Genomic DNA, 20,176 nt, shown 5'->3' on the forward strand with positions numbered 1-20,176 from the left:
GGAGGCGGGGAGAGAGAGCGGACGGACACGCCCTCGGCCGACGAAGGAGCCGGACACGACGAAAGGACGCCGAAGCCCGGCCGGAGTCGTCGTCTCCTCCGTCGACTCCGCGGCTTGCGACCTGATCCCCGCAGCCTCGCCCACTGGATCATCGCGGCGGTCGCCGCCGGGGCCTACATCGCCTACTCCGCCTTCCAATGGCGCGACTTCGCCGTCCCGTCCTGGGACCTCGGCATCTTCAGCGAGCTGGCAAAACAATACGGAGGCCTGCACGCCCCGACCGTCGACATCAAAGGACCGGGATTCAACCTCCTGGGCGACCACTTCCACCCCCTCCTCGTGCTTCTGGGGCCCGTCTACTGGCTCTTCCCCTCGGGACTGACACTCCTGGTCGTCCAAGATCTGCTCTTCGCCGCGAGCGCCGTGCCCATCATGCGGCTCGCCTCCGCGCGCCTGGGAGACCGCCTCGGCGCAGCGGTCGGCGTCTCCTACCTCATGAGCTGGGGCCTGTGGAGCGCAGTCGAATCGCAGTTCCACGAAATCGCCTTCGCCGTCCCCCTGATCTCCTACAGTCTGTGCTCGTGGATCGAATCCGAGGGCCGCTCGCGCAGCGCCATCGTCTCGATGGCGGCCCTCGTGTTCGTCAAGGAGGACCTCGGGCTGACCGTCGCGGCGTTCGGCCTGGTCGTCATCTGGATCGAGTGGGGCCGCACCACCCGCGAGGGCGACTTCGACCTGTACGTGCGCAGCCTCACCTCCCTGATGGCCACTCTGCGATCGCGCACCGCCAGGATCGGAGCAGGGCTCGCCGCCTGGGGCATCCTGTGGACGCTCCTGGCCATCACGGTCATCCTGCCCGCTATCCACCCCGGAGGGACGTGGGAGTACACCGACAGGCTGTCGCAGACCGATACGATGGCCACCGGGCCGTTCACCCGGCTCATCTTCCCGACCGTCAAGCTCCAGACCCTCGGGCTGCTGGCCCTCGCGGCCGGAGTGATCGGCGCGGTCAGCCCCTACATGTGGATCATGGTGCCGACGCTCGCGTGGCGGTTCCTCGGAAACGTCGACTTCTACTGGGGATGGCACTGGCATTACTCGGCGATCCTCGTGCCCATGGCAGTCGTCGCCCTCGTCGACTCGGCGCACAGACGACGCAGAATCCGAGGAGCCGCAGCGCTCGCCGTCGCCGTGTCCCTGTGCTCGAACCTCGCCGTGGCGTGGACGTCGACCATCGACCAGTTCTTCGACCGCCAACCCCACGCGCTCACCGCCAGGCAGCGCACAGCGGCCGAAGGGGCGGTCGCGATCGCCGGCTCGGGTCACAGGGTCGTCGCCAGCCTGCGCCTGCTCGCGTACCTCGTCCCCGACAACAGGGTGTTCTGGGAGGGGACGGCCAAGGGAGCCGACGTCGACGTCGTCGCCGTGGACCCGGCCTCCGCCGCGAGCAGCTCGGGGGAGGCGGCCGACAAGTGGGCCGAAGAGCGCTTCGGCGGCCGGTGGCGGATCGTCTACCTCAAAGAGGGGTACCAGGTGGCGGTGCGGATCGAATGACCGCCCGCATAACCGCCCGGGGGCGACGGCGCCGACTGGCCGGCGACGGCTTCGCCGTGTTCGCAGGCGGAATGGCGGGAACCGGACTGCGTTCCCTGGCCGCTGCGACCATCCCCGAGGGGACTCTTCCGTGGGCGACCCTCACGGTCAACCTCCTCGGAGCTCTGTGCCTGGGGCTGCTCCTCGGCCTCCTCCGGAGAGTCGATCGCTCCCCTCGTCTCCGGCTGTTCCTGGCAACGGGGATCCTCGGCTCGTTCACGACGTACGGCACCTTCGTCCTGGAAACCACCCGCCTGCCCGCCCCGGGTGCGGTCCTCTACGCGGCGGTCTCGCTGATCGGCGGGGGATGCCTGGCGGTGTGCGGCCTTCAGGCGGGGCGCAGCCTGGCGAAGGGGGATCACCGGCGATGACGTTCGCAGCCGTCTGCCTGGTCGGAGGCCTGGGAGCGGTGTGCCGCTTCGGCCTCGACTCCCTCGTTTCGCGCCGCGCCCCCGGAGGCTGGGGGACGTTCGCCGCCAACGCAGTGGGCTGCCTTCTGCTGGGGGTCGCCGTGGCATGCCCGGGGATGCCCCCGCAGGCGGCCCGAATCCTGACCACCGGTTTCTTCGGCGGATTCACGACCTTCTCCACTGCGATGGCCGACGCGGTGCGCCACCTCGAACGCGGCCGCCCGGCGCACACCGCGGCCCATCTCCTCGGCACGTACGGAACCGGATTGGCTGCCTTGGAGCTCGGACGCGTCCTCGGCGCGGCCCTGTGAGCGTCCGAAAGCGCACAATCCGACCCGCGTGAATGCGATTCGTGACACAATCGTCGCATGAACGAACTCGCAGGCACCCCCGCTCGCGAGCAGGATCTCGTCGACGTCGACGCCCTGCTCTCCGCTTATTACGATATCGAACCAGATCCCTCCGATCTAGCTCAAACCGTCGTCTTCGGAACGTCAGGCCATCGAGGCTCAAGTTTCGACGGCGCTTTCAACGAAGCCCATATCGCGGCGACGACCCAGGCGATCGTCGACTACCGCCGCGCCCAGGGATACGACGGCCCGCTCTTCATCGGCCGCGATACGCACGCCCTGTCCAAGCCCGCCGAGGAGACCGCGATCGAGGTCCTCGTCGCCAACGGCGTCGACGTCCGGGTCGACGCCCGGGGCTCGTGGACGCCGACGCCTTCCGTCTCCCTGGCGATCCTCGTCGCCAACGGGGCGGGGAGCGGCACCGGCGTGCGCAACTCCGGATCGGGGCTGGCCGACGGCATCGTCATCACCCCGTCCCACAATCCGCCGCGTGACGGCGGCTTCAAGTACAACCCGCCGACGGGCGGCCCCGCCGACACGGACGCGACGAAGGTGATCGCGGCCCGCGCCAACGAGCTGCTCCGGGAGGGGTGGAAGAAGATCGAGCGCGTTCCCTACGAGCGCGCCAAGGAGTCCGTGCGCGGATACGACTTCCTCTCCGCCTACGTCGAGGCCCTGCCGACCATGATCGACTTCGATGCCATCAGAGCCGCCGGAGTCCGCATCGGCGCCGATCCCATGGGCGGCGCCTCGGCGGAGTACTGGGGCGCCATCGGCGAGCGCTACAACCTCGACCTCACGGTGGTCAACCCCGTCGTCGACCCGCAGTGGCCCTTCATGACGCTCGACTGGGACGGCAAGATCCGCATGGACTGCTCCTCCCCCTACGCCATGGCCTCTCTGCGGGCCCGCATGACGCCCGGCGCAGACGGGGCGACGCCCTTCGACGTCGCCACCGGCAACGACGCCGACTCCGACCGCCACGGCGTCGTCACGCCGGACGCGGGGCTCATGAACCCCAACCACTACCTCGCCGTGGCGATCGAATACCTCTTCTCCCACCGCTCCGGCTGGAATCCCAGCGCGGGTGTCGGCAAGACGCTCGTCTCCTCCTCCCTCATCGACCGAGTCGTCGACGGCATGGGCAAGAAGCTCGTCGAAGTCCCCGTCGGATTCAAGTGGTTCGTTCCGGGCCTGCTGTCGGGGACGATCGGATTCGGCGGCGAGGAGAGCGCCGGCGCCTCCTTCCTGCGCACGGACGGGACGGTGTGGACCACCGACAAGGACGGCCTGATCATGGACCTGCTCGCCTCCGAGATCATCGCGGTGACGGGCAAAACCCCCTCGCAGCTGCACGAGGAGCAGGTGGCCCGCCACGGAGCCAGCGCCTATGCGCGCATCGACGCCCCGGCGAGCAAGGAGCAGAAGGCCAAACTGGGAGCCCTGGCCCCCGAGGACGTGACGGCCCGCGAGTTGGCGGGCGAGCCGATCCTGGCCAAGCTCGTCGCCGCTCCCGGCAACGGCGCGCCGATCGGCGGGCTCAAGGTGGTCACCGAGAACGCCTGGTTCGCGGCGCGCCCCTCGGGAACCGAGGACGTCTACAAGATCTACGCCGAGTCCTTCAAGGGCGCCGAGCACCTCGCATCGGTGCAGGAGGAGGCCAAGAAGGTCGTCTCGGCGACGATCGGCGCCTGACGGCTTCCGCTCCCTCTCCGGCCGGCGGTCACCGCCATCCCCCGGTCGGAGCGTAGAGTTGGGCATCATGCCGGGTGCGTTCGCCGCGCCGCCGCACAGGCGAACGCACCCCACGGCGGGCTTCGGCGCCGCACCGGCTGTAACCCCGCATCGACCAACGAAGGAGAAACAATGGCGATCCCCACCCCTCCCAAGGGAGCCGCGGATATCGGCGTCACCGGCATGGCGGTGATGGGCTCGAATCTGGCCCGCAATCTCGCACGCAATGGCTTCAAAGTGGCCATTCACAATCGCAGCGTCGGCAAGACCGAGAAGGTCGCGGCCGAGCACGGCGGCGAAGGCGAGTTCTACCCGGCCGAGTCGATGGCGGATTTCGTCAACGCCCTGTCCACCCCGCGCGTGGCGATCATCATGGTCAAGGCGGGCGCTCCGACGGACGCGGTGATCGAGGAGCTCGCCTCCCTGATGGACCCCGGGGACATCATCGTGGACTGCGGCAATTCGAACTACCACGACACTCGGCGCCGCGAGGCGGACATCCGCGCCCGCGGGCTGCACTTCGTGGGCTCGGGCGTCTCCGGCGGGGAGGAGGGCGCGCTCAACGGGCCCTCGATCATGCCCGGCGGCACGGCGGAGTCCTACGACCGGCTCGGCCCCATGTTCGAGACGATCTCCGCGCACGTGGACGGCGTCCCCTGCTGCACGCACGTCGGCCCCGACGGGGCGGGCCACTTCGTGAAGATGGTGCACAACGGCATCGAGTACGCCGATATGCAGCTCATCGCCGAGGCCTACGACCTCATGCGCAAGGCGCTGGGGATGAGCGCCCCGGACATCGGCAAGGTCTTCGAGAAGTGGAACGCGACCGAGCTCGACTCCTACCTCATCGAGATCACCGCCGACGTGCTTCAGCACTACGACTTCGCCACCGGCGAGCCGTTCATCGACGTCGTCCTCGACCGCGCGGGTCAGAAGGGCACGGGTGCATGGACGGTGCAGAACGCAGCGGAGTTCGGCGTGCCGGTCACGGGCATCGCCGAGGCGACCTTCGCCCGTTCCCTCTCCGGCGGGGTCCCCGAGCGACAGGCCGGGCGGAAGGCGCTCCCCGCAGGCGTCCAGAGCGTGCCGGTCGACGACCTCGAGGCGTTCGTCGAGGACATCCGCCAGGCGCTGTACGCCTCGAAGATGGTCGCCTACTCCCAGGGCTTCGAACTCATCCGCAAGGCCTCCGCCGAATACGGCTGGAACGTGGACCTGGGTGCGATGGCCCGCATCTGGCGGGGCGGCTGCATCATCCGCGCCGTCTTCCTCAACCGGATCACCGAGGCCTACGAGCGCGACCCCGAGCTCGCGCTGCTGCTGGCCGACCCGTACTTCACGGGCGAGATCGGCAAGGCGGTGGCCTCGTGGCGACGCGTCGTCAGCTACGCCGCGCTGACGGGCGTGCCGATCCCGGCCTTCGCCTCCTCGCTCGCCTACTACGACGGCGTGCGGGCCGAACGCCTGCCGGCCAACCTCATCCAGGGCCAGCGCGACTACTTCGGCGCCCACACCTACAGACGCGTCGATCGCGAGGGGACGTTCCACACCCTGTGGAGCGGCGACCGCAGCGAAGTCCGAGAGGACTGACGGCACGCCGATCGGGGCGGCCGGCCGCGCGGTCGGCCGCCCCGAAGGGACTTTTAGGAGACTCCGCTGACCGCGGATCGGACGGGCGGCTGGACGGTCCACCGCATCCGACGGATCCCACACGCGGATCTCATACGAACCGGCTTTCGCTTCTTTCGTTTCAGAGATATCATAAGGGCATGGCCGTAGAATCGCAGACAGTCAAAAGAGCGCGTCAGCGGGGCGCCCAGGCGTCGCTGACGATCATGCCCACACAGGATGGCCAGACGCTCGACGCCGTTGACAGAACTCTGTCCCCGCAGGCGAAACTCGTCGACGCAGAAGGCCACACGACGCCGATTCCTCCGGAGATCCACGACATCCTCCGGGAAGTCGTCGAGGCGATGCAGGCCGGCAGGGCAATCGTCCTCACACCGATGACGACTCGCCTGACCACCGGCGAGGCGGCTTCGTACCTAGGCGTCTCACGGCCCACGCTCGTCAAGCTCCTCGAGGAGGGGAAGATCGGCTATGACAGGCCGAACCGGCATCGTTACGTACTCCTGCGGGATCTCGAGGAATACTCGCGGAAACAGCACGAAATAGCCGCGGACGCGCTCGATTCGATGATCCGCGAAGCCGATGAAGCCGGCCTTTACAACATCGAGCCGAAGATTTTCGACGAAGCCCTCGCCGAAGTCCGTGGAGAAGAGTAGACGGCCCGAATCGGCTGGGACGCCGGGACGCCGCGGAGACGTCGTCGCATCGGGGCGGAGACGACACACCAGGCAGGGCTTCGGTCAGCCGTCGCCGCATCGGCGCGGAGACGACACGCCCAGACACGCCCATATTTCATGGCTGCCCTTTTCGCTTTCACGCTGTAAATATATACTGTTTGTGCGAGGAGGTGGGGTGTGCTGGAAAATGCGTCTCGGAGGCGCCCCTATATGTTGGCATAGAGCCGATCGACGGCCATCTCACTCGCATACTCACCCGCCTCGCCGGACGCGGATTTCCGGTGAGGAAAGCACGGTGGCACAACTACATCGGCTTCGAGCACACCAAGCAGCGCGCTGAATACCGTGCATGTCTCTCAAAGGAGCAATGTGTCTACCATTCGTATCCATCATTTCCTTCGAACTGCAATGGCCTCGGTGGCGACGGCCGGGATGGTCTCGGCGTTCGCCGTCGCCTCCTCCGCGACGGCGTGCGTCTCCTCGTCGAGCGGGGGTGCGTCCAAGGGGTCGGCCACCGGAACCGTGCAGCCACAGCGACCGGCGAAATCGCCCTACTACGTCAAAGGCTGGGGCACTCCCGTCTTCAACGAAGACTTCAACGATCCCTCACTGGCTCAATGGAACATACACGATAATGAATACGCCAATCACGATTGGTCAACCGTAAAAAAAGAGAATGTCACCGTGAAAAACGGAAAAATCATTCTCAACACAAAACGCCTAGACCAAGCGGTCAACGATGAGAAAAACGAGAAAAAACGCTGGTATTCCGCGGGATTCATCGACACCGTAGGAAAATTCTCCCAAGCATACGGACGTTTCGAAATGCGCGCGAAACTACCCACGATTAAAAACAAATCGCGCGGCATCTGGCCCGCCTTCTGGCTGCGGGCCGACAACCCGAGCAACGGCGGCGAGATAGACATCCTCGAGGCTTACGGCACCCCGGACGCGGTCAACGGCTTCGACCCGGCGGGCCGCTCCCAGGGGACGCTGCACTACACGCAGGACGGCGAGAACTGGACGATGACCTCGAAGTTCACGCCCAAACGCATCGACCTCAACGACGGCGAATTCCACACCTGGACGCTGGAGTGGACGCCGGAGAAGATCACCTTCCTCGTCGACGGCCAGGCGTACCACACGGTGAAGAAGACGGACGACCCCCGTTGGAAGAAGGCCTTCGGCTCGGGAGACCCGTACAGCATCCGCCTGAACGTGCAGGTCGGCTCGAAGTACTGGGGAACCCCCAACCCCACGGACACCGCCGACCGCACCGACTACGTCGTCGACTACGTACGCGTCTGGAAATACCGGGGGTGAAGGCGCCGTAGCCGAAGGTCCACGCCGTGGAATCGCATCGGCTTCAGCCCGTTCCATGCGGGAGTGCCGGACCGGGGCGATCTCATCGGCGCCCCCGGTCCGGCACTCCGATCAAGCCTGGCCGCCCCGACCGGGGATGATCCCCCTCCTCATGGCCTCCACGACGGCCGACGTCCGGTCTGCGACGCCGAGTTTGGCGAAGATGCGGGAGAAATAGGTTTTCACAGTGGTCTCGCCGAGGTTGAGGATCCTGGCGATCTGCCGATTGGTCTTGCCTCCGGCGGCCAGCGAGAGCACCCGTTCCTCCTGCCCCGACAGGCCCTCCTCCCGGCTTTCTCCCCGCATCCTGTTGGCCACGGCCTCGGCGGCCCTCTGGTCGAGCACGGTCCTGCCTCCTGCCGTCGCCCGAATGGCTTCGGCGAGCCTGGCCGGCTCGATGTCCTTGAGGACGTATCCGCCCGCGCCCGCTTCGATCGCGGCGAGGATGTCCCGGTCCGTGTCGTAGGTCGTCAGGATGAGCACCCGCGTGCGCGGGCAGATCCTGCGCGCCTCGCGCGTGACTTCCGGGCCGTCCATGTCCGGCATGCGCAAGTCCAGAAGCAAGACGTCGGGTTGGAGGCGTTCGACGAGCTCGAGGGCCTGGGCCCCTCCCGACGCCTCACCGAGGACCTTGAGATTCGCGTACCTTTCGATCATGCTCCTGATCCCCTCGCGGATCATGGGGTGGTCATCGGCCATGACGATGGAGATCATCGCGGTCCTCCTCGGTAGTGCGGCCTTCTTCGATGCGGCGAGGCCTTTCGGCGGGCTGCCCCTCGGCTGAGCCGGAGTGCGGCAGCGGGATGCGGGCGCAGACGCGTGCGCCGGCTCCGGGAGCGCTCTCGATGAGCAGGCGTCCCCCGACGTCGACGGCCCTTCCGGCCATGTCGCCGATGCCGAAACCCCCGGCTCCGTCGCGCCGGGCCTGGGGATCGTCCGGGTCGAAGCCGACGCCGTCGTCGCGGATCTCGAGACGCAGAACGCCTTCCGAATGTCCGAGGGACACTTCGACGCGACTGGCCTGCGAGTGCCGGGCGACGTTCGTGACGGCCTCCTGGGCTATGCGAAGCGTCGCGACCCGCACGGACTGCGGGAGCGCCGGCAGCGCCTCGTCCAGCGAGCGGGTCACCGCGATGCCCGAGTTCTGGAGGCCGTCGGCCACGCGGTCTATCGCCTCGGCCAGCCCCTGCCCGTCCAGCGCACGCGGGCTGGCGTCGGCTATCATGCGCCTCGTGTCGTCGAGGCCCTCCTGGGCCAGGGAGACGATCATCGCCAGATGCCGGGACGCCCGCGGATCGCCGGCCCTCTCCTCGTCGGCCGCCGCGCGTGCGAGGGCGAGGATCGAAGCCAGTCCCTGGGCTATCGTGTCGTGCATCTCGCGTGCGATGCGCTCGCGTTCTCGCGCGGATCCCTCCGCCTGGGAGAGCCGCGCGATGCGCCTGTTCTGGGCTTCGAGCCGTTCGATGAGCCGCTGGTTGCGCTCATCGGCCACCGCCAGCAGGTCGATGGGCTTCCCGAACAAGCCCGTCAGCACGACGATGACCGCCGCCGCGAGCGCCCGCCGCAGCACGGCCTGCGGGGTGGGGTCGGCGGCCGCGTGCACGGCGAGGAGGCCGAGGTTCACCGCCCCCACCGTGTACATGGCCGGCTTGTAGGGCAGCACGATGAACAGCTCCGGTATGAGATAGGCCTGGGCGATGCCCGCGTCCGGATTGAGCGCCGCCGCCCCCATGGAGCAGGCGACGGCGACGACGGCGAAGCACCGCCTGCCGATCGGGCCCGCCGCTTCGTCGTTCCGTCCTCGGCGGAACAGCCACGCGAAGAGCAGCGTGGGCGCGGCGGCGAGAATGCCGGCGAGGGCTGCTGGCAGCCGCCCCGCGCCCCGGCCAAGGACGAGGTGGAGGACGAGGGCGAAGGTGGCGGCGAACAGGTAGAGGATCCACCACCGGCGGGTGAAGGCCGTCTGCCCGCCGGGCCCGCCGACCGACCGTCCGCTTCCCGGATTCTCCGCCTCCGGGTCGCCGGCGCCTCGGCGCGGTGCGCCGCTGCCTCGCTGCCTCGAATCGTCGCCCGTGCGCGCCTGGAGGCGCGCCGCCCCTTCAGCCGTCCCCTCGCCGTCGGCCGCCTTCCCCGCGGGGATGCGCTCCGCGCCGTGAGCCGTCAGCGGACGCTCCACGCGTCACCCCTCCGAGCCCGGGGACGCAGGCTCATGGTGCGCTCGGGCCCGAGCCGGGCGTCCTCCGCGCACTCGAGGGTACAGTGCCGCGATGAGGACGAGGGACAGACAGGCGGCCCCCATCGCCAGGAATACGCCGTGCATGCTTCCAGCGTACGCTTCCCGGACGGTGTCCATGACGGTGCGCCGAACGGCTGGCGCGAGGCCGTTGAGACCCTCGCCGGAGGAGGCCTGCCCCGATGTGATGTGGGCCGCCAGATGCCGTGCCCGGCTGGGCGAAACGCCGTAGTCCGTCAGACCTTCGGAGATGCCGTGCGCGAACCGCGCGAGGCTGAGCGAGGAGAGGGCGGCCATGCCCAGGGCTCCGCCGAGATTCTTCATCGTCTGGGAGATCGACGTGGCCTCGCCGTAAGCCGCCTCCGCCACGCGGTTGACCATGTCCGTGGCTGCGGGGCTGAACATGAACCCGATGCCGGCGCCCGCCAGCGCGAGGAACGGCATGAGGTCCGCCATGGCGGGGACTCCAGAGGCGAGGCCGCCCGCCCGACGTGACAGGAGGTAGAAGCCCACGGCTCCCATCGCCCCTCCGACGGCCAGCACGGCGGCGATCCCGCGACGGTCGAAGAGACGCGCCCCCACCTGGGCGGCGATCATGAACCCGGCGAAGAAGCCGAGTATGAGCAGGCTCGACCTGCCGACGGCCAGGCCGAGGGAAAGCTGACCGTAGACGCTCAGGAAGTACATGATCGGTATGAAGACCGCCGAGGCGACGAGCGTGGCCAACGCGGACAGCGCGAACGGACGGTGCGCGAGCATGCGCGTATCGACGAGCGGGCGGGAGGTGCGCCGCTCCATGGCGAAGAACCAAGCGAACAGCAGCAGGGAGGCGGCGAAGCTCGCGAGGATGCGGGGATCCGTCCACCCGTCCTGCCCTCCCCTCTTCAGAGGGAGGATGAACAGCACCATGGCGGCCGCCGACACCGCCGCTCCCCTCCAGTCGATCCGGTCTCCGCGGGCGCCGTCGCGGTCCGCCAACAGCAGGACCATGAGGAAGGAGACGAGTGCCAAGGGGAGGTTGATGAAGAACACCCACCGCCACGAATACGCGATGAGCCAAGCGCCGGCGACGGGCCCGATGGAGGTCATCGCGCCCGTGATCGCGAAGAACAGCGCCATCGCCTTGGCCCTGCCCTCCCTGGCGGAGCCGCTGACCAAAATGCCGACGGCGGCCGGGAACATCAGCGCCGACCCCGCGCCCTGGACGACGCGCGAGGAGATCATCCACACACTCGCCGCCGGCCCCGCGGGCGTCGCCCCGCACAGGAGGCTCCCGGCCGCGAACACGGCGATTCCGGCCAGCATGACGCGACGATACCCCCAGGAGTCAGCCAGCTTCCCGCCGAGGGGGAAGACGGCCGCGGCAGCCAGGAGGTAGGCGTTGACGACCCATTCGATCGCCGACGCATTCAAGCCCAGCCCCGATTGGACGGTCTGGGAGGAGACGGAGACGATCGTCTGGTCGATCGTCGTCATCGACACGGCCACGATCAGGCCGCCGAGCATCGCGGAGGATCTCCGCGCTGTCCCGTCCTTCGCCATGCGTTTGCCTTTTGCCTTTCCGCTGTCCATGAGATTCCTTTCCCGCTGTTGCGGTTCGGACGCCGAGGCGCCCGGCGGAACGCTTCCGCCGACGAAAAGCCTAGGAACGGGCGCGGAAGAGGAGTGTCGGCCGGAAAGCCGCGCCCGTGTCCTCCATCCGGACGACGCGATGGACCGGTGGAGCCCGTTGGTGGAAGATGAACGCATGGACGAATCTCCGGCATCTTCGACAAACCACGACTACACGATCGCCGACCTCTCTGCCCTTGTGAAAACAGGCCGATTGCGATTGCCTCAGTTCCAGCGTTCGTTCCGCTGGGATGCGCAGGACATCCTCAATCTCTTCGATTCCATCCTTCGCGGATATCCCTTCGGGAGTCTCCTCCTCTGGGAGCGCGAGGCCGGCGAGGAAGACTTGAGGATCGGCGCGCTCGAAGTCCGGGCCGAGGAGCGCCCAGACGCCCTGTGGGTCGTCGACGGCCAGCAGCGCATCACGAGTCTCGTCAACGTCGTCGATCCACAGGGAATGGCCGACCCCCGGTTCGCCCTCGGCTACTCCCTGAGGGCAAGGAAGATCGTTACGATCAATCGAAACGAAGGCTCGTCGGTGATTCCACTTCCCGATGTCTTCGACTTCGCACGGGCCCTGGAGTGGCTGAGAAGGAACCCAGACGCCTCGAACTCTGCCGAGCTCATCCAGGACGTCGCCCGCAGGCTGAACGGGCTGAAAGTCCCCGCCACGATCATGGAGCAGGCGAATGAAGAGACTCTGCGCGAAATCTTCGACAGGATAAATTCCCGTGGCAAACGGCTCAACGCCGCGGAGATCTTCGACGCCATCCATGGGGGGCCGGATCGCGGGCTGACGACCTCGGGGATCGCCAAGCATGTGGCAGAGAAGACTCGTTTCGGCAGGTTAGACGACAAGGTGGTGGTGCAGGCGCTGCTCGTTCGCAGACACCCGGACCTCACCCGCGACCTCCACAACGAGTTCTCCCCATCACGCCGAAACGTCAGCGCCTTTCCAGAAGAAGACAAGGAAGAAGCTTACAAACAGACCGAGCGCGCGCTGGTGTCCGCGATTCGGTTCCTCCAGCAGACGGCGGGCGTGCCGCACATGACCTTCCTGCCCTTCCGCTTCCAGCTTTTGGTCCTCACCAGGTTCTTCGCACTGTTCCCGAAACCGCAGGACCGCAACCTCGAGCTGATGAACAGGTGGTTCTGGCGAACGAGCGTGGGGGCCGAAATGCTCGGCATCACGGGTTCGGAAAGAGACCTGCGCGGTATGGCGAAGCTCGTCGTCGCGGGCAAGGAGTCCGCATCCGTTCAACGGCTGATCAAGGCCGCTCGCCTGACGGTCAAATCAGAAAAGGACTTCGCAACTCTCCTAGACCTCGAAACATTCCGCACTAACCGGAGTGATTCAAAAGTCATTCTCAATGCTATGTGGAACAAGCACCCTGTGGACATTCGAACGAATCTACCCATGACGTCAGACGAGCTGGCTGACCAACTCGAGAGCGACTCCACGCCGCAGGCCGTGACGATCAAGCTCGTTCCAGACAGGACAGAAGGGGCGGGATCCGCGGCGAACCGGCTCATTTCCTTCGTCGACCGCCAGGAGTTCATTGCGCGCGCGAATGCGAAAACCGATCTCGCCTCGCTTTTGCTCGACAAGCGAACGCTAGGCGCCCTCCAGGAGAACCGCCACGAAGACTTCCTCCGGGCGAGGTCCGCCCTCTTGCGCCGTTATCTCAACGATTTTCTGGCGGCTCGCACCGCCTACGGTCACGAGGACTCACCTCCGGTGGCGGACTTCGTCTTCGACGGCGGCGACCCAAAAGAGCCGCTGCCGTGAACGACGAGGCCGTCTACGCCGTGCTCCTCCACGGCGAGCGTGTGGGATCCCTTAGGTTCTTCGACTCCTGGCCCGACGCGCGCAGCGACACGCCCGAGGACGTCGCCCGGTGGATCGACGAACACGCCGTCCAGACCCGCTCGCGGCTGCTCGGTCGATTCGCCTGAACGCGGCTAAGCCTCCGGACGCTTGGCCGCGCCCATCCCGGCCCATCCGCCGTCGAGGTAGAAGCACGGATCGAGCAGACGGTAGCCGCGCTCCCCGGCTCCGACGGCCTCGGAGAGGATGTCGGCGGCCAAGACGCGGCCGTAGACGAAGGCCTCGCCGCTCTCGAAGGCCACCGCGTCGTCGAATTCGCATTCGAGGTGGGCCGTGCACTCCGCTATGCGGGGAACGGCGACCCGCTTCGACTCCAGGAACGTCAGCCCCGAGGCGTCGATCCTCTCCTGGCCCTGGAACGCGATGATCGCCCATGCGAGCGGAGCGAGCCCCTCGGGCAGGACGTTGACCACGAACTCGCCCGTCCGGACGATGTTCTGATAGGTCGTGTGCCCGCGGTTGCACGCGAAGCCCACGGTCAGCGGATCGAAGGCCATCACCGCCAGGCAGCTCTTGGGCGCGAGATCCAGGGCGCCGTCGGCGCCGCGACTCGTGACGAGCGTGATCTGAGACGGCAGCGGGGAAGGATGCCACTCCCATTTGTCCGTGGGAATCGATGTGAACTCCATTCCCACAGTGTAGGCGCTGTAGACCACGCTCCCGCCCCGACGCGGGCTTCCTCGAATCCGAGGCCGGCTTCCGCGCGGGAGCAGGCATCAGGGTTTCCTTTCTCTCGCTTCCTCGAATCCGAGGCCGGCTTCCGCGCGGGAGCAGGCCCGCGGCGGCATGTCCGGGACTGGCCGGGCTTCCGCGGGGAGCGGGCGTCAAGCGCGTGGCGACGTCACGGCCACAGCAGCGCCTTGATGGCACGGCGCTCGTCCATGGCCGCGTAGGCTTCGACGACCTCGGACAGCGGCAGTTCGAGGTCGAAGACGCGTCCCGGGTTGATCTTGCGCTCCAGGACCAGTTCGACGAGGCGCTCGAGGTAGGCGCGCACGGGCGCGATGCCGCCCCATACGCCGACGTTGTTCCGGAAGTCGGAGATGTCGGGAGCGCCGTGGGGAACGCCGACCACGCCGATCATCCCGCCGGGACGCACGCATACGGCGGCCTGCTGGCGGGCGCCCTCGGTGCCGACGGCCTCGACGACGCCGTCCGCGCCGATCCCCTCCGTCAGCTCGCGCACCTTCTGCGCGCCCTCCTCGCCGCGCTCAGCGACGACGGCGTCAGCGCCGAACTCCCGGGCGATGGCCTGCCGGTTGGGGTGGCGGCTCATGGCGATGACGGGATCGGCGCCGAGCTGCTTGGCCGCCAGGATCGCGCACAGCCCCACCGCGCCGTCGCCGACGACGGCGACGCTCCTGCCCGGCCCAGCCAACGCCGAGACCGCGCCGTGCCAGCCGGTACAGGCGACGTCCGAGAGCGTCAGCAGGCTCGGGACGAGGTCGCGGTCGACCCCTCCCGGGATAGAGACGAGCGTCCCGTCGGCGTGGGCCACACGGATCTTCTCCGCCTGGCAGCCGTCGTAGAACCCGCCGTTCTGGCAGTTGGCCGTCGCTCCCTTCTTGCATACGGGGCAGGTGTTGTCGCTCGTCGTGAATCCGCCGACGACGAAGTCGCCCGGCTTGACGTTGCGCACATCCTCCCCGATGCCTTCGACGACGCCCACGTACTCGTGGCCGATCGGCGTCGGCTCGGGGACTTCGTTGATGCCTCGGTAGCGCCACAGGTCGGATCCGCACACGCACGTGGCGATCGTGCGGACGACCGCGTCGGTCGGCTCGAGGATTTCGGGATCTTTCCGCGTCTCGAAGCGGACGTCTCCCTTGCCGTAGATGACTGCTCCATGCATTTCGTTCTGTCTCCCGGGTTCGGTTTCCGTTTCCAGTTCGCGACAAGCCCGTTGACCGGTGAACCGACGTCCGCCCATGGCATGGCAGCCCCCGCGTCTGTCCGAATGGTGTGCCGGATCGATGGTTGGCTTGTCAGGCGGCTTGGGCCCGGACGTCAGCCGGGCGCCGTCCTGGCACGACCCTACGCTTTCGGCGATCTTCTGTCCTTCCCCCTTCCGGCTATGGGCCCGCTAATACGCCATGCGAGAAAGCACGCGGGCTCGGGGTGACATCCCGGCGGTGCGGTCATGCCCCCGACCGCCGGCGATCCGCCCCGCCGGTGCTAGAGCTTTGCGCGAGAACGATACACGATGTATCATCGTCGATACGAGACACCGTGTATCACAAGGAGGTCGCTGTGCCGGAACACGTCGCCATAGCCCATGTAGTGGCGGGGGTCCTTCCGATCGCCGTATGCCTGGCCCTGGCCTACGCGGCGAAACCCGGTCTTCGCGTTCCACTGCGGATGCCCATGTTCGTCAGCGGGCTGTTCGGGTTCGTCCTCATGCTATGGGCGTCGTCGGCGGGATCGGCCCTGTACCGCCAGCTGGTCGCCGAGGGAGAGGCCGATCGAGCGGCCACAGCCCACGCGCACGGCGAGCATTCCGCCGTTCTCGCGACGGCGCTCGCCGCCCTCGTGGCGGTGGAGAGCGTCATCGTGTGGCGGACGCGGAGGGCCAAGATGCGTCGCGCCCGGAGACGGCGTCCCCTCGACGCCCGCATCCCCGGGTTGGGCGGTCTGACCCGGCGCATCGGGGCTCGCAAGGCCCGAACCCCGCATGCCGACGGGACCGGTGAGGCGGACGGGCGGCCAGAGCCCGCGGCCGTCGCTCCCGCCGCCCTGCGCCTGAGCCGCACCATGCGCGGCAGCCTCGTCCTGACGGCCCTCGCCACACTGGGGTCCCTCGTCTACGTCATGGCCGAGGGGCTCCACGCGGCCTGGGGATGACAGCGCGAACGGAGAAGCGCCCCCGCCGAGCGAAGAGCGCCTTCACTATCCGAGGGCGCGACGGCCACAACCGACGCGCCCGCCTGACAGACAAGGAGAACACCATGAGAGCACTCATCGTCGTCGAATCGGCCTTCGGGAACACGGCGTCGATAGCCGAGGCCATCGCCTCCGCGCTCACCGAGAAAGGGGCGGAGGCGAACGTCGCCCCCGCCGACCGCGCGCCCTCCGATCCGCGGGGCTACGGGCTCGTGCTCGTCGGAGCGCCCACCCACAACAGAGGGCTTCCCACGCCTTCCACCCGGAGGACCGCCCGTAAGAAGGGGGCCGCCGTCCCCGACGCCGGCGTCCTGGAGTGGATCGCCGGGCTCGACCCCGAGGCTCTGGCCACGAGCCGCGTCCTCGCCTTCGACACGGTCATCAAGCGCCATTCCGTGATGGCGGGCTCGGCGGCCAAGTCCGCTGTGCGGAAGCTGGGCAGGCGGGGCGTGCCGGCCGAATGCGGAGAGAGCTTCCTCATCGCCTCCGGCGCGCAGGCGCTCAAGCCCGGCGAGATGGAACGCGCAGCCGAATGGGCCGCGACGCTGATCTGAGCGGAGCGAGGCCGCGCGGGGACGCGGACAGGACGGAAGGGGACACGGCGAAATCTGCGAAAATGAAAGCATGCCGAAATCGAAAGCAGGCCCGGCGCCGTCCGAGCCGGACGAACCGCCGGCATCCGCGTCGCCGGCGGGCGAGAGCGAACGCCCCCGGGACGCCGTTGCGACGCGACTACTGGAGTGCGCGCTCGACAAGATCCGCGAACGCGGGCTCGCCGTGACCGTGGACCACATCGGCTTCGAGGAGGTCATCAAGGCGGCGGGGGTGAGCCGGGCCACCGCCTATCGCCGATGGCCCTCCCGGCAGGCCTTCCTCTCCGACGTCATCGCCGCAGCGGTGCAGCGCGTGCGCCTGACCCCCGAAGGGGTCGACGACGTTCGTGCGTTGAAGGGATACCTCGAATCGACCGCGCTCGACTGGGCGGACGCCCAGCAGAGACGGAACGCCGTCGTCGCCCTGCTCCACATAGCGGTCCAAGCCGACTTCGAGCGAACGCTGGGCTCCACCGACACGCAGACGTACTACGGCCTGACGGCCACTTGCCGCAACATGCAGGACGCCGAGGTGCGCGCCGCAGCCCAGGCCGCCCTGAAGAGCGCCGCGGCCCGCATGGCCGGCTACCGCTCCCGCATCTACCGGCTGCTCCCCGACCGGATGGGCTACCGGCTGGCCCCCGGACTGGACCCGGACACGGGCTTCGATCTGATGTCCGACGCCGCGGGCGCCATGATGTACGGGCTCACAGTCACCGCCTACAACGACCCGGGCTTCGCCACGCGCACCTTCCCCACCGCCGCATGGGGCTCCACCGAGGTGGAGGAGTGGACCGCCCCCGCCCACCACCTCGTCGGGCTCGTGCTCTCCTACCTCCAACCGGATCCCGACATCGTGTGGGACGAGGATCGGATCGCCCGGGTGCGCGGAGACATCGCCGAGCTGGAGGCGTTCGTCGAACAGATGGTCCGCGAAGACTGGGGAAAGTGAGGCGGCCTGGGCCCGCGGGCTCAGGGGATCCGCGCCAGTCTCCCCCGGCAGGCGTCGGCGGCGGCGGCCCGCACGCCGTCGGCCACAATCGCCTCCACCAGCTCGGCGACGCGTCGGCCGAAGGCATCGTGGGCGGCGAGGGCGTCGGGCAGGAAACCGCCGTGCACGATGGCCTCGACATGCTCGCGGACGCCGCCGGCCCCGGCCACGGCGGCCGCGAGCGCGGCGCGCTTGGGCTCGGCCATCGCCGAGGCGACCGGACCCGGGTCGAATCCGGCGGGCGGGCACGCGCAGGCGATCCAGGCCGCCGCGGTCAGCGCCATCTGCTGCGGCATGACTCCCCGCTTAAGCAGGCGGATCGCCGGTTCGGGTATGCGGTCGAGGAGCTTGGACGAACCGTCCGAGCCGACACGGGAGGTCCTGTCCCCCAGGGCGACGTTCGTCCACCTGTCGAAGAGCCGGGCGATGTAGGCGTCGGGATCGAAGCCGTCCGGCAGATCGATGGAGGGCAGGTATTCGTCGCGGATGGCGTTGCGCACGCACTCCTCGACGAAGGGCTGCATGCGCGAGTCGGGGATGGTCTCGCGCCCGTCGAGCGCGCCGAGATAGGCGATGAGGGAATGCGAGCCGTTGAGAAGGCGGAGTTTGACGAGTTCGTATTTGCCGACCTCGTCGGAGAAGACGACGCCTTCGGCGTGCTCCCAGGCGGGGCGCCCCGCCGCGAACCTGTCTTCCAGGACCCACATCGTGAAGCCCTCGGCGAGCACCGGGACGGCGTCCTCGCATCCGATGAGGCGGGCGACGGCCTCGCGCGTGGCGTCCGTGGGGGCGGGCACGATCCTGTCGACCATGCCGTTGGGGAAGGTCACGCTTTCGTCCATCCACGCGAAGAGGTCCTCGGCGGCGCCGGCCTCGCGGAGGAATTCGGCCACGAGGCTGCGCGTCCTGTCGCCCGCGCTGAGCATGTTGTCGCACGACAGGACGGTCAGGGGCGCCCCGCCGTCGGCGAAGCGGCGCATGAGCCCCCGGGCGACGAGGCCGATCGACGTGACGGGCCCCGGCCCCTCGCCGGCCAGGTCGGCGGCGATCCCGGGGTCGGCCCGGTCGAGCCCTCCGGTGCGCGCGTCCCTGTGGTAGCCGCCCTCCGAGACGGTCAGCGTGAGGATCCTATGCCTCGGTTCGGCGATGAGGCCGACGACTCCGTCCGGGTCCTGCGCGGCCACGGCGAAGCGGCGGTGGACGTCGACGATGCCCGCCGACTCGCCCTCCGGCGTGAGCTGGAGGATCGAATACAGCCCGTCCTGCGCTCGCAGGGCCTCGACGATCCGAGGATTGTGGCTCGCCACGCCCACGATCCCCCAGTCGCCGGGTTCGGCTGCCAGCGCCTGGGCGGTGGCGACCGCGGCGTGGGCGCGGTGGAACTGCGCGGTGCCGATGTGGACGATCCCGGTCGCCTCAGGCGCGCTCGCGCCGATCTGGAGCTCCCGGGGGAAGTTCTCGCGGTTGAGATTCATCGTTGACGTCTCCTTGTCTTTCTTGTCTGTCTCGTTCACGGGCGCCCGAGGCGGATTTCCTCGTCGGCCTGGTTGACGATGTAGGAGGAGGCCCGCCAGGCGGCCTCCTCGTCATGGTTCCGGATGGCGCAGGCCATGCGGATGTGGGCGTCCATGGCCCGCTCGTCGGGGTAGTCGGGCTGCATCGCCCAGTGGGTCCGTTCGACGAGGAGGGAGCCGATGAGCGAGCCCAGCTGGAGGATGATCTCGTTGCCGCACATGGCGATGACGAGCTCGTGGAAGTCGGTGTCGGCCTGGAGGAACTCGCGCGTGGCTCCGCGCCCCGCGCCGCCGAGGGACCGCATGCGTCCGGCCAGGTCGGCGAGCCGAGCGGCCTGGGAGGGGCTGCCGCGCCGCGCCGCGAGCCGGGCGGCCTCGGGCTCCAGGCCGCGGCGCAGTTCGTTCATCGCGAGGAAGTGCGCGCGGCGCTCCCGAGGATCCGACATGCGCCAGCGTATGACCCGCGGGTCGAGCATGTGCCAGGCGGAGCGCGGCTGGACGGTGATGCCGACGCGGCGCTTGAGCCGGAGCATGCCCAGGCTCTCCAGAACCTTGACGACCTCCCGCACGACTGTGCGCGACACGCCGAAATCGGCTTCGAGCCCGGCCACGGTCATGATGCTGTCCGCCGGGCGGCGGCCCGTGGCGATCTGGCGGCCGAGCTCGTCGATGACGGCGCCGTGCTGGCGGTCGACGGCGCCGGCGCGGCCG

At 68.4% G+C, this 20,176-nt stretch carries 19 protein-coding genes; 12 read left to right on the plus strand and 7 right to left on the minus strand.

What is annotated here, in order from left to right; all coding sequences use genetic code 11:
* The first annotated feature begins 114 nt into the window (after positions 1 to 114).
* The 7 genes from HMPREF0043_RS05715 to HMPREF0043_RS05745 all read left to right on the plus strand — a co-directional run bounded on the left by HMPREF0043_RS05715 (position 115) and on the right by HMPREF0043_RS05745 (position 7,716).
* Positions 115 to 1,554 (plus strand): DUF2079 domain-containing protein, encoded by a 1,440-nt coding sequence (locus tag HMPREF0043_RS05715; RefSeq protein WP_021601996.1) that lies wholly within the window; start codon positions 115 to 117, stop codon positions 1,552 to 1,554.
* Positions 1,551 to 1,964, plus strand: coding sequence for a fluoride efflux transporter FluC (locus HMPREF0043_RS05720; RefSeq protein WP_021601997.1), 414 nt, complete (start codon positions 1,551 to 1,553; stop codon positions 1,962 to 1,964). Before HMPREF0043_RS05715 ends, HMPREF0043_RS05720 begins: the two co-directional genes overlap by 4 nt.
* A complete protein-coding gene (locus HMPREF0043_RS05725; RefSeq protein ID WP_021601998.1) occupies positions 1,961 to 2,314 on the plus strand; it encodes a fluoride efflux transporter FluC in 354 nt (117 codons plus the stop codon). The genes HMPREF0043_RS05720 and HMPREF0043_RS05725 overlap by 4 nt, the downstream gene beginning before the upstream one ends.
* A gap of 57 nt (positions 2,315 to 2,371) precedes the next feature.
* Positions 2,372 to 4,048 (plus strand): phosphoglucomutase (alpha-D-glucose-1,6-bisphosphate-dependent), encoded by a 1,677-nt coding sequence (gene pgm, locus HMPREF0043_RS05730; protein ID WP_021601999.1) that lies wholly within the window; start codon positions 2,372 to 2,374, stop codon positions 4,046 to 4,048.
* Positions 4,049 to 4,219: 171 nt separating this feature from the next.
* The gene (gndA, locus tag HMPREF0043_RS05735; protein ID WP_021602000.1) at positions 4,220 to 5,677 is read left to right on the plus strand and encodes an NADP-dependent phosphogluconate dehydrogenase; all 1,458 of its coding nucleotides are present in this window, start codon (positions 4,220 to 4,222) and stop codon (positions 5,675 to 5,677) included.
* Positions 5,678 to 5,856: 179 nt separating this feature from the next.
* Positions 5,857 to 6,372, plus strand: coding sequence for a helix-turn-helix domain-containing protein (locus tag HMPREF0043_RS05740; RefSeq protein ID WP_021602002.1), 516 nt, complete (start codon positions 5,857 to 5,859; stop codon positions 6,370 to 6,372).
* A 390-nt stretch (positions 6,373 to 6,762) separates the two neighbouring features.
* Entirely contained in the window at positions 6,763 to 7,716 is a 954-nt protein-coding gene (locus tag HMPREF0043_RS05745; RefSeq protein WP_156897535.1) for a glycoside hydrolase family 16 protein, read from the plus strand.
* Positions 7,717 to 7,827: 111 nt separating this feature from the next.
* Here HMPREF0043_RS05745 and HMPREF0043_RS05750 read toward each other — a convergent pair whose 3' ends face one another.
* The 3 genes from HMPREF0043_RS05750 to HMPREF0043_RS05760 are packed head-to-tail and all read right to left on the minus strand — an operon-like array spanning position 7,828 to position 11,530.
* Positions 7,828 to 8,469 (minus strand): response regulator, encoded by a 642-nt coding sequence (locus HMPREF0043_RS05750; RefSeq protein WP_021602005.1) that lies wholly within the window; start codon positions 8,467 to 8,469, stop codon positions 7,828 to 7,830.
* Positions 8,444 to 9,931, minus strand: coding sequence for a sensor histidine kinase (locus tag HMPREF0043_RS10215; RefSeq protein ID WP_021602006.1), 1,488 nt, complete (start codon positions 9,929 to 9,931; stop codon positions 8,444 to 8,446). The genes HMPREF0043_RS05750 and HMPREF0043_RS10215 overlap by 26 nt, the downstream gene beginning before the upstream one ends.
* A gap of 3 nt (positions 9,932 to 9,934) precedes the next feature.
* On the minus strand, positions 9,935 to 11,530 hold the full coding sequence (locus HMPREF0043_RS05760; protein WP_021602007.1) for an MFS transporter: 1,596 nt from the start codon (positions 11,528 to 11,530) through the stop codon (positions 9,935 to 9,937).
* Between HMPREF0043_RS05760 and HMPREF0043_RS05765 the strand changes: the two genes are divergently transcribed.
* Together HMPREF0043_RS05765 and HMPREF0043_RS11095 are read left to right on the plus strand one after the other, a co-directional pair.
* Positions 11,529 to 13,388 (plus strand): DUF262 domain-containing protein, encoded by a 1,860-nt coding sequence (locus HMPREF0043_RS05765; RefSeq protein ID WP_232206049.1) that lies wholly within the window; start codon positions 11,529 to 11,531, stop codon positions 13,386 to 13,388. The two genes, HMPREF0043_RS05760 and HMPREF0043_RS05765, sit on opposite strands and share 2 nt — an antisense overlap.
* On the plus strand, positions 13,385 to 13,555 hold the full coding sequence (locus tag HMPREF0043_RS11095; protein ID WP_021602009.1) for a hypothetical protein: 171 nt from the start codon (positions 13,385 to 13,387) through the stop codon (positions 13,553 to 13,555). Before HMPREF0043_RS05765 ends, HMPREF0043_RS11095 begins: the two co-directional genes overlap by 4 nt.
* 6 nt (positions 13,556 to 13,561) lie before the next feature.
* Here HMPREF0043_RS11095 and HMPREF0043_RS10220 read toward each other — a convergent pair whose 3' ends face one another.
* Positions 13,562 to 14,116 carry a flavin reductase family protein gene (locus tag HMPREF0043_RS10220; RefSeq protein ID WP_021602010.1) on the minus strand — a complete coding sequence of 185 codons (555 nt, stop codon included), beginning with the start codon at positions 14,114 to 14,116 and terminating at the stop codon, positions 13,562 to 13,564.
* A 212-nt stretch (positions 14,117 to 14,328) separates the two neighbouring features.
* A complete protein-coding gene (locus HMPREF0043_RS05775) occupies positions 14,329 to 15,339 on the minus strand; it encodes a zinc-binding dehydrogenase (RefSeq protein ID WP_021602011.1) in 1,011 nt (336 codons plus the stop codon).
* Positions 15,340 to 15,737: 398 nt separating this feature from the next.
* On the opposite strand from HMPREF0043_RS05775, the gene HMPREF0043_RS05780 reads away from it, so the two are divergent.
* The 3 genes from HMPREF0043_RS05780 (at position 15,738) to HMPREF0043_RS05790 (ending at position 17,912) form a co-directional block, all read left to right on the plus strand.
* Positions 15,738 to 16,328, plus strand: coding sequence for a hypothetical protein (locus tag HMPREF0043_RS05780; RefSeq protein WP_040317940.1), 591 nt, complete (start codon positions 15,738 to 15,740; stop codon positions 16,326 to 16,328).
* 104 nt (positions 16,329 to 16,432) lie between these two features.
* On the plus strand, positions 16,433 to 16,921 hold the full coding sequence (locus HMPREF0043_RS05785) for a flavodoxin domain-containing protein (protein WP_040317941.1): 489 nt from the start codon (positions 16,433 to 16,435) through the stop codon (positions 16,919 to 16,921).
* Positions 16,922 to 16,991: 70 nt separating this feature from the next.
* A complete protein-coding gene (locus tag HMPREF0043_RS05790; protein WP_021602015.1) occupies positions 16,992 to 17,912 on the plus strand; it encodes a TetR/AcrR family transcriptional regulator in 921 nt (306 codons plus the stop codon).
* A 20-nt stretch (positions 17,913 to 17,932) separates the two neighbouring features.
* Here HMPREF0043_RS05790 and HMPREF0043_RS05795 read toward each other — a convergent pair whose 3' ends face one another.
* Both HMPREF0043_RS05795 and HMPREF0043_RS05800 read right to left on the minus strand, forming a co-directional pair.
* Complete coding sequence (locus HMPREF0043_RS05795; protein ID WP_021602016.1) at positions 17,933 to 19,465, minus strand: mannitol dehydrogenase family protein; 1,533 nt, start codon at positions 19,463 to 19,465, stop codon at positions 17,933 to 17,935.
* Positions 19,462 to 20,176: FadR/GntR family transcriptional regulator (locus tag HMPREF0043_RS05800; protein ID WP_021602017.1), on the minus strand; the 715-nt coding region annotated here is incomplete at its 5' end. The genes HMPREF0043_RS05795 and HMPREF0043_RS05800, both read right to left, overlap by 4 nt.

Origin of the sequence: Actinobaculum sp. oral taxon 183 str. F0552 (genome assembly GCF_000466165.1) — a bacterium.
In the GTDB taxonomy this organism is placed as follows: Bacteria; Actinomycetota; Actinomycetes; order Actinomycetales; family Actinomycetaceae; genus Peptidiphaga.